6 protein-coding genes and 1 pseudogene are annotated in these 9,449 nt (G+C 61.4%); 3 read left to right on the forward strand and 4 right to left on the reverse strand.

Translation table 11 applies throughout. The features are described from left to right. Both NW841_RS10115 and ileS read left to right on the forward strand, forming a co-directional pair. Positions 1-260: hypothetical protein (locus NW841_RS10115; RefSeq protein WP_414386251.1), on the forward strand; the 260-nt coding region annotated here is incomplete at its 5' end. 290 nt (positions 261-550) lie between these two features. Continuing rightward, positions 551-3,316: an isoleucine--tRNA ligase gene (gene ileS / locus NW841_RS10120; protein WP_414386255.1), complete on the forward strand. Its 2,766-nt coding sequence runs from the start codon at positions 551-553 to the stop codon at positions 3,314-3,316. Positions 3,317-3,381: 65 nt separating this feature from the next. Here ileS and cysK read toward each other — a convergent pair whose 3' ends face one another. Continuing rightward, positions 3,382-4,362, reverse strand: coding sequence for a cysteine synthase A (gene cysK / locus NW841_RS10125; RefSeq protein WP_414365875.1), 981 nt, complete (start codon positions 4,360-4,362; stop codon positions 3,382-3,384). Between the two features lie 174 nt (positions 4,363-4,536). On the opposite strand from cysK, the gene dxs reads away from it, so the two are divergent. Continuing rightward, complete coding sequence (gene dxs / locus NW841_RS10130; RefSeq protein ID WP_414386252.1) at positions 4,537-6,480, forward strand: 1-deoxy-D-xylulose-5-phosphate synthase; 1,944 nt, start codon at positions 4,537-4,539, stop codon at positions 6,478-6,480. 2 nt (positions 6,481-6,482) lie between these two features. On the opposite strand, the gene NW841_RS10135 is transcribed toward dxs, so the two are convergent. The 3 genes and pseudogenes from NW841_RS10135 to NW841_RS10145 all read right to left on the reverse strand — a co-directional run. Continuing rightward, on the reverse strand, positions 6,483-7,421 hold the full coding sequence (locus tag NW841_RS10135; protein WP_414386253.1) for a tetratricopeptide repeat protein: 939 nt from the start codon (positions 7,419-7,421) through the stop codon (positions 6,483-6,485). 150 nt (positions 7,422-7,571) lie between these two features. Continuing rightward, positions 7,572-9,122, reverse strand: a complete 1,551-nt coding sequence (gene zwf, locus NW841_RS10140; protein WP_414386254.1) for a glucose-6-phosphate dehydrogenase — start codon at positions 9,120-9,122, stop codon at positions 7,572-7,574. Positions 9,123-9,172: 50 nt separating this feature from the next. Next, positions 9,173-9,449: pseudogene (locus NW841_RS10145) on the reverse strand (class 1 fructose-bisphosphatase); the annotation flags it as partial.

Here is a 9,449-nt window from a genome sequence, read left to right on the forward strand (position 1 = left end):
GTTCCAAGACTGACCTTGCAGGTACAGTGATGAGCCAGAAAGGAATGTTCTTGAAGCAACCTAGCAAAGAGTTGGGCTTACTGGAGCAGAAACTCCTCAAAAAACTATCCGCTCTCACCCACCACCAAGGAGAAACAGGCGGTCCAGGAGAGAGCGGTCTAGCGGGCCTTCAACTGGAACCTGACTGCCGGGAGGAACTCCAAGCGAGCCAGAACGCGAAGACTCCTCAGCAAGCTAAGGATCTGAGTTCAGGCCGTTAGAGAACAGCCCCGGCGCACAGCCGGCTGAACCCAACTTGACGACCCTTACAACTACTACTATCTGGCATCCGCAGGAACCTCCCTTACTCAACGACATCCTGAGGCTAGCACAAATCTTTACCAAGGTGGCGGGCCGGATCCCTTCTCCCCAAGAGGGCTCCAACAAGGGGGAAGTCAGGAGACACCGCTGAGGAGAGAGCAACAGCGTAGGATAGAAGGACACCCTTTAGCCTGCTCAAATTGCCGTGGACTACAAAAGTACCCTCAACCTGCCGCAAACTCAGTTTCCCATGCGGGCGGAGGCCGCCAAGAGGGAGCCCGCCATCCAAGCCTTTTGGCAGGAAGAACAGATCTATCAGCGTCTGTCGGAAACCAATCCCGGGGATCCCTTTGTGTTGCACGATGGGCCGCCCTATGCCAATGGCGACATCCACATGGGCACCACCCTCAACAAGATTCTCAAAGACATTGTGAACAAGTACCACATTCTGCGGGGGCGCAAGGTGCGCTATGTGCCCGGCTGGGATTGCCACGGCCTGCCCATTGAGCTAAAGGTACTGCAAAGCCTCTCCCCCCAGGAGCGGGAAAGCCTTACCCCCCTGCAACTGCGGCAAAAGGCCAGAGAGTACGCCCTGCACTACGTCAACGTGCAGCGGGCCAGCTTTCAGCGGCTAGGGGTATGGGGATCCTGGGATCGGCCCTACCTGACCCTCTCGCCGGAGTACGAGGCAGCCCAGATCGAGGTGTTTGGCCAGATGGCCCTCAAAGGCTACATCTACCGCGGCCTCAAGCCCGTCCACTGGAGCCCCAGCTCGCAGACGGCCTTGGCAGAAGCGGAGCTGGAATATCCCGACAACCACATCTCCCCCAGCATCTACGTGGCTTTTCCTCTGCAGAGCCTCAGCCCGGCGGCGCAGCCGGTTTTGGAGCCTTTTCTGCCGGGCTTGCGGGTGGCCATCTGGACCACTACCCCGTGGACGATCCCGGCCAACCTGGCCCTCTGTTTCAACCCCAAGCTCACCTATGCGGTGGTGGAGTCTCCCCGCTTCGGCCTGCTGTTGATTGCTGCCGATCTGCGGCAGCGGCTGGAGAAAGTTCTGGAGACCCCCTTAGAGGTCAAGGCCACGCTGCCGGGATCCGCCTTAGAATACTGCCAGGGACGCCACCCCCTCTTTGACCGTGCCAGTCTCTGTGTTTTGGGGGACTACGTCACCACCGAGTCCGGCACCGGCATTGTCCACACGGCGCCAGGCCACGGGGAAGACGACTTCAAAACCGGCCAAAAGTACGGCCTGCCCATCCTCAGCCCTGTGGACGAGCAGGGGAGATTCACCGCCGAGGCCGGATCCCAGTTTGTCGGGCTGGATGTGCTCTCCAAAAAGCCGGAGACCAGCGGCAACCTGGCCGTGATCAAAGCCTTGCAGGCTGCCGGCGCCCTGCTCAAGGAAGAACCCTACAACCACAAATATCCCTACGACTGGCGCACCAAGGAGCCGACCATCTTCCGGGCCACGGAGCAGTGGTTTGCGTCTGTAGCCGGCTTCCGAGAGCTGGCCCTGCAGGCCATCAAAACCGTGAACTGGATCCCGCCGGAAGGGGAAAACCGCATCACCGCCATGGTCAAAGAGCGCTCCGACTGGTGTATCTCCCGCCAGCGGGCCTGGGGTGTGCCCATCCCTGTTTTCTACGACGAAGAGACGGGCGAGGTTCTGCTCACGGCCGAGACCCTCGAGCACATCAAAGCCATCTTTGCCCAGGAGGGATCCGACGCCTGGTGGAAGCGGCCGGTGGAAGAGCTGTTGCCGGAGCAGTACCGCCGCAATGGCCGCACCTACCGCAAGGGCACAGACACCATGGATGTCTGGTTTGACTCCGGCTCCTCCTGGGCGGCGGTGGCCAAGGCCCAGGGGCTGGGCTACCCGGTGGATCTCTACCTGGAAGGTTCCGACCAGCACCGGGGCTGGTTCCAGTCCAGCTTGCTGACTTCCGTGGCCGTCAATGGCTGTGCCCCCTACAAAGCAGTGCTCACCCACGGCTTTGTGCTGGACGAAAAGGGCCAAAAAATGAGCAAATCCCTGGGCAACGTTATCGATCCCCTGGTGCTCATCAACGGCGGCAGCAACCCCCAGACGGATCCCGCCTATGGCGCCGATGTGCTGCGGCTGTGGGTCTCCAGTGTGGACTACTCTGGGGATGTGCCGATAGGCAAGACCATCCTTGGGCAGATGGCGGATGTATACCGCAAGATCCGCAACACAGCCCGCTTTCTGCTGAGCAACCTTTATGATTTCAACCCAGCTCAGGATGCCGTTCCCTTTGCAGCATTGACGGAGTTGGATCGCTACATCTTGCACCGCCTAAAGGAGGTGGGAGAGGAAATCACTGAATCTTTTGAAAGCTACCAGTTCTACCGCTTTTTCCAGGCGGTTCAGAACTTCTGCGTGGTGGATCTCTCCAACTTCTACTTGGATATTGGCAAGGATCGCCTCTACATCAGCCACGCCCGCAGCCGGCGGCGGCGGCAATGTCAGACGGTGCTGTCGCTGTTGCTGGAGAACTTGGCCAAGGCCATCGCCCCCGTGCTTTCCCACCTCGCAGAAGAGATCTGGAGCTACCTTCCCTACCCCAAGCCTACCCGCTCGGTGTTTGAAGGGGGCTGGATGCAGCTGCCAGAGCAGTGGCGGGATCCCCAGTTGGCGGCCACCTGGGAAAAGCTGCGGGCGGTGCGGCAGGAGGTGAACAAAGCCCTAGAGCAAGCCCGCACCGACAAGCTCATCGGCGCTTCCACCGAGGCCAAACTGATCTTGAAGGTGACGGATCCCCATCTGTACTCCCTCTTGGAAGAGCGGGCGGCAGAGCTGCGCTACTTGTTCATCACTTCCCAAGTCGAGCTGGTCAAGGCTGACCCTGCAGAGGAAGACCTGCAGGTTGTCGTTCAGCCGGCGGATGGGAAAAAATGCGTGCGCTGCTGGAACTATTCCACCCGCGTGGGGGAGTTTGCCGAACACCCAGAGCTGTGCGAGCGCTGTGTGGCAGCCCTGGCTGGCGAATTTTGAGCGTCGGATGGATTTCGGATGTTGGGGAAATGACTGGAGGAGCTCTCCCTGGGGGAATTGCTGGCTTAGGTTGGGTTGGCCTTCAGGATCCCGGCATCGGCTTCCTCCCGCTCCAGGTCGCGGAAGAGGGGGGTGCTGAGGTAGCGCTCGCCAAAGCTGGGCTGGATCATCACAATCAGCTTGCCGGCGTTTTCCGGTCGCCGCCCCACTTGGATAGCTGCGGCCAGGGCCGCGCCTGTAGAAATGCCGGAGAGGATCCCTTCTTCTTTGGCCAAGCGGCGGCTGTAGACCATGCTCTCTTCGTCGTCTACTGCAATCACCTCATCCAGCAAGTCGCGCCGCAACACATCGGGCACAAACCCTGCCCCAATGCCCTCGATGCGGTGGAAGCCGGGCCGCCCCCCACTTAAGACTGCACTTGCCTTGGGCTCGACGGCCACCAGCCGAATCGAGGGTTTTTTGCTTTTGAGAAACCCGCCCGCCCCTGTGATGGTGCCGCCGGTGCCCACCCCCGCCACCAGGATATCCACTTGACCATCGGTGTCCTCCCAAATCTCGGGCCCGGTGGTGCGGGCGTGGATCTGGGGATTGGCGGGATTGGTAAATTGGCCTAGCATGTAGGCGTTAGGGGTGCGGCGCACAATCTCTTCCGCCTTCCAGATAGCCTCCCCCATGCCGCCGGCGCTGCTGGCCAGATGTACCTCTGCTCCGTAGGCTTTCAACAGCAGCCGCCGCTCCAGGCTCATGCTCTCGGGCATGGTGATGATTAGCCGATAGCCCTTGGCTGCTGCCGCCATAGCTAGGCCGATGCCGGTGTTGCCGGAGGTGGGCTCCACCAAGATGGTCTTGCCAGGAGTGATCAAGCCGGCTTGCTCCGCTGCCTCGATCATGCTGACGGCAATGCGGTCTTTTACCGATGCCGCCGGGTTAAAGCTCTCCAGTTTCACCACGATCTCCGCCCGGCATCCTTCCGCTTGCGGGATCCGATTCAGCCGCACCAGCGGCGTGTGGCCAACGAGCTGAGTGATGTTATCGGCAATCCTCATAGGCAACAACAAGCCAATTCAAGGCCACCTCGAGAAGCTGGGCCTTTGTCCGATGCTAACCCTACCAAGGGATCCCTGGCCGCTGTCGGCCACCTGAGGAGGTGGCTGGGGCAACCGGCCACTTTGGGAAAAGGATGATTTAGAGTGGGAGTGCACCGAAAGGACTCGTCTTCTATGCACCTGAGTGAAATCACTCACCCCAACCAGCTCCGCAACCTAAACCTCGGCCAGTTGCGCAGCTTAGCCCGGCAGATCCGCGAAAAGCACTTGCAAACGGCTGCCAACTCCCCAGTCGGCTGTCACCTGGGGCCGGGATTGGGGGTAGTGGAGCTAACCTTGGCGCTCTACAAAACCCTGGACCTAGATCGCGACAAGGTGATCTGGGATGTGGGGCACCAGGCCTATGCCCACAAGATGCTTACTGGCCGCTACCACAACTTCCACACCATCCGCCAGAAGGGGGGGATCTCTGGCTACCTCAAGCGCAGCGAGAGCCGCTTCGACCACTTCGGGGCCGGCCACGCCTCTACAAGCATCTCGGCAGCCCTGGGCATGGCCATTGCCCGCGACCGGCGGGGAGAAAACTTCAAGGTGGTGGCCATTATCGGCGATGGCGCCCTGACAGGGGGCATGGCCTATGAAGCCATCAACCACGCCGGCCACCTGCCCAAGACCAACTTGATGGTGATTCTCAACGACAACGGCATGTCCATCTCCCCCAACGTGGGGGCGCTCCCGCGCTATCTAAACCGCCTACGCCTCAGCCCGCCGGTGCAGTTTTTGACCGACAGCCTGGAGGAGCAACTCAAGAATCTGCCTCTGGTTGGCTCCAGCCTCAGCCCGGAAATTGACCGCATGAAGGAAACGGTGAAGCTGGTTACCGCCGTGCAGAACAATAAGGCCGGCATTATCTTCGAGGAGCTGGGCTTCACCTATGTGGGGCCGGTGGACGGCCACAACCTGGCAGAATTGTTGGATGCCTTTGAGTTGGCCCACGGCATCTCTGGGCCGGTGCTGGTGCATGTGGCCACGGTGAAAGGCAAAGGCTACCCGCCAGCGGAAGCGGAGCAGGTGGGGTATCATGCCCAATCCCGCTTTGACCTGGCCACCGGCAAGCCCTACCCGCCCAGCAAGCCCAAGCCCCCCAGCTACAGCAAGGTCTTTGGCCATGCCCTTTGCAAGCTGGCGGAGCGGGATCCCCGTATCATCGGCATTACGGCGGCCATGGACACTGGCACCGGCCTAGACAAACTCAAGGAAAAGCTGCCGGATCAGTTTATAGATGTGGGGATTGCCGAGCAGCACGCTGTTACATTGGCTGCCGGTATGGCCTGCGAGGGGATGCGGCCGGTGGTGGCCATTTACTCCACCTTCCTGCAGCGGGCCTACGACCAGATCATCCACGATGTCTGCATCCAAAAGTTGCCGGTCTTTTTCTGCTTGGATCGAGCGGGGGTGGTGGGAGCTGACGGCCCAACCCACCAGGGCATGTACGACATTGCCTATCTGCGCTGCATCCCCGAAATGGTGCTGATGGCCCCCAAAGACGAAGCGGAGCTGCAGCGCATGGTGGTGACCGGGATCCAGTACACCCAAGGCCCCATTGCCATGCGCTACCCGCGTGGCTCCGGCGTGGGGGTGCCCCTGGCAGAGGAAGGGTGGGAGCCCATTCCTATCGGCAAAGCCGAGGTGCTGCGCAGCGGCGGCGAGGTGCTGATCCTGGCCTATGGGTCGATGGTGCATCCCAGTTTGCAGGCGGCGGAGATTTTGAAGGAACACGGTATCTCCACCACTGTGGTCAACGCCCGCTTCGCCAAGCCTCTGGATACCGAGCTGATCCTGCCCCTGGCCCAACAGAGCCGCCTGGTGGTGACAGTAGAAGAGGGCTGCCTCATGGGCGGGTTTGGCTCGGCAGTGGGGGAAGCCCTTCTGGATGCCGATATCCGGGTGCCTTTGTTGCGCCTGGGGGTGCCGGATGTGTGGGTGGAGCACGCCACTCCTGAGGAGTCCTTGGCGGATCTGGGCTTGAACAGCGCTGGGATTGCCGAGCGGATCCGGGCCAAGGTTGAGGCCCTTCAAAGGGCCTCACAGGCTCAAGCTATTCTGGGCAGCTCCTAAGCCTACTCTTTCCCAAGGCCCATCTGCCGGTTGAACTGCTCGACGGCAGCTTGCTGCAGAGCCTCGGCAACGGGGCGGCTGCGCAGGAGAACTTGCACATCCCGCAGCAGCTTCTCCCGCCACAGGTTCTCCCGCAGCACTTCTAGCCGGGCATAGCTGGGATCCAGGCGCATGGCCTTTGCCCCCAGCTCCTCGGCTCGTCCGGTTTCTCCCCGAATGTAGAGAGCGGTCGCCAAGGCCAAGTAGGGCTCTGCCACAGAGTCGTTCATCTCTATCGTGCGTTCCCAGCGCTCGATAGCAGCGTCGAGATCTCCCTGCTCGTAGTCCACCAAGCCGATGTTGTTCATGGCCGGCCAATAGGCGGGATCCAACTCCAGGGTCTTCTCATATTCCCGCCGGGCGGGATCCCACTGATCCAGCATTAGATAAGCATTGCCCAGTTGGAAGCGGGCGTTGGGGTTATCCGGTTGCAGGGCCACAGCCCGTTCCAAAGCCTCGGCGGCGGCAAAGTAGCTGCCCTGTCGCAAGTAAGCCGCTCCCAGCGAGTAGAGAATATCGGCGTCGTCAGGAGCCAGGGCGCGGGCCTTCTGCAGCGCTTGCACCGCCTGGGCGTAGTCTCCCCGCTCCAGGTGGACGTTGCCCAAAACATAGAGCAGCTCGGAGGAGTTGGGCACCATGGCCACCGCCAGTTGCAAGCGGCGCAGCGCCTCTTCTGTCTGGCCAAACTGGGCCAGCCGCAGCGAGTCAGTGGCCAGTTGCAGGGCCTGGGCCCGCATCAACTCCCCATTGGGCAGGGGAAGGTGCAGCAATACTTGGGCTCGAGCGGGATCCCCTCTCCCTACCCCCAACACCATGGCAAAGCCCAGCGGCAAGGTTAGCAAAAACCGGACAGGTAGCCGGAATACCAGTGGCGGCATGACACCCACGCAAAAACAGGTCATGCCCATGTTAGCTGCAGCAACCGGGGATCCTTCCCTGCCAGGGCTGGTTCCAACCAGATGCATGTTTGCGCCGGCGGCGCGGAGCACCATCTCTAACTCCCCTCTCCCTTTGGGAGAGGGGGCGGGGGTGAGGGCAGCGATTCAAACAAACTAGAGACGTCGCCACCGCCGCCCCGACTGGGCCAGCAAGTCTTCAGCGGCCTTGGGCCCCCAGGTGCCGGCCTCATAGGTGTACAGCGGCGGTGCGGCACTGCCGCCATTGCCTTCGGGCTGGGCTTCCCAGGCCGACAACACCGGCGTCACCACCCGCCAGGCGGCTTCCACCTCGTCGGCGCGGGTAAATAGGGTGGGATCCCCCAGCAGGCAGTCCAACAGCAGGCGCTCGTAGGCATCCGGGGTGCTCGACCCAAAGGCAGTTCCATAGCGAAAATCCATTTCCACCGAGCGGGTGCGGATCTCTGGCCCCGGCATCTTGGCCTCAAAGCGCAGGGAGATGCCCTCGTTGGGCTGGATGCGCAGCACCAGGATGTTGGGGCTCACCTCCCGGGCTGCCGAAGGAAAAAGAGAGAGCGGCACCTGCTTAAAGTAGATGGCCACCTCGGAGACCTTCTTGGCCAAGCGTTTGCCGGTGCGCAGGTAAAAGGGCACTCCCTGCCACCGCCAAGTGTCGCATTCCAATTTCAGGGCCACGTAAGTGGGGGTTTGCGAGTTGGGGTTGACATTGGGCTCTTGGCGATAGCCTGGCACCGGCTTGCCGGCAATCCAGCCGGGGCCGTACTGGGCTCGCACCGCTGCCGCGGCTACATTGCGCAGATCCGCCAGGCGGGTAGCCTGCAGCACCTTGGTCTTTTCGTTGCGTACCCCGTCGCCGCGTAATGAGACAGGTGGCTCCATAGCAGTGAGGCAGTAGATCTGCATCAGGTGGTTTTGCACCATGTCCCGCAGAGCACCGGCAGCATCGTAGTAGCCAGCCCGATCCTCCACCCCCACCGTTTCCGCTACAGTAATCTGCACATGGTCGATGTAGTTGCGGTTCCAGAGGGGCTCAAAGATGGTGTTGGCAAAGCGGAAGACCAGCAGGTTTTGCACCGTCTCCTTGCCCAGGTAGTGGTCGATGCGGTAGACCTGCTCTTCCTGGCAAATCCGCTGCACGATGCGGTTCAGCTCCTGGGCCGAGGTGAGGTCGTGGCCAAAGGGTTTTTCAATCACCACCCGCGTTTTGGCCGGGTCAGCCAACATCCCGGCTGCCCCCAACTGTTGGATGGCCTGGGCGTAGAAGTCCGGCGCCACCGCCAGATAAAACACCCGGTTGCCGCGGGTGGCCCGCTCCTCATCCAGTTGGCCGAGGAATTGCTTGAGACGCAGGTAGCCCTCGGCATCGCCAAGATCAAGGCGACAGTAGAACAGGCGGCGGGCAAAGTCTTGCCAGAGGGCTTCTGGCCCCAGATCTTGGGGGGCAAATTCTTCCAGGGCCGCCCGCATTTTGTCGCGATAGATCTCGTGGCTCCAGTCGCGCCGGGCCACTCCCACCAAGGTAAACTCCGGCGGCAGCCGTCGCTGCACAAACAGCCGGTAGTAGGCCGGGATCAGCTTGCGGGCCGCCAGATCCCCGGAAGCGCCAAACTGTACCAGGATACAGGGATCCGGAACGCGCTCTTGGTTGAGGCCAACGCGCAGGGGGTTTTCAGCCAGGGTCACCATAGAGTCGGCTCAGCTTGCGTGGGCGGGCTCAGGGAAGAGGGGCTAGGAGGTCAGCGAAGGCAGCGCAACACTTCTTCCACATTCTCGCGGCTGCCGATAATCAAAGGCACCCGTTGGTGCAGGGATTGGGGCACGATGTCCAGGATAGCCTCGCTGCCGGTGGTAGCCACGCCTCCTGCCTGCTCAGCCAAAAACGCCAGCGGGTTGGCCTCGTACATCAGCCGCAGCTTGCCCTCTGGTTTTTTCTGGGTGCCCGGATAGAGATACACCCCGCCCTGGAGAAGGATGCGGTGAAAATCCGCCACCAGAGCGCCGCTGTAGCGGGAG

The organism is Synechococcus sp. H60.3, from assembly GCF_047462295.1.
GTDB lineage: Bacteria > Cyanobacteriota > Cyanobacteriia > Thermostichales > Thermostichaceae > Thermostichus.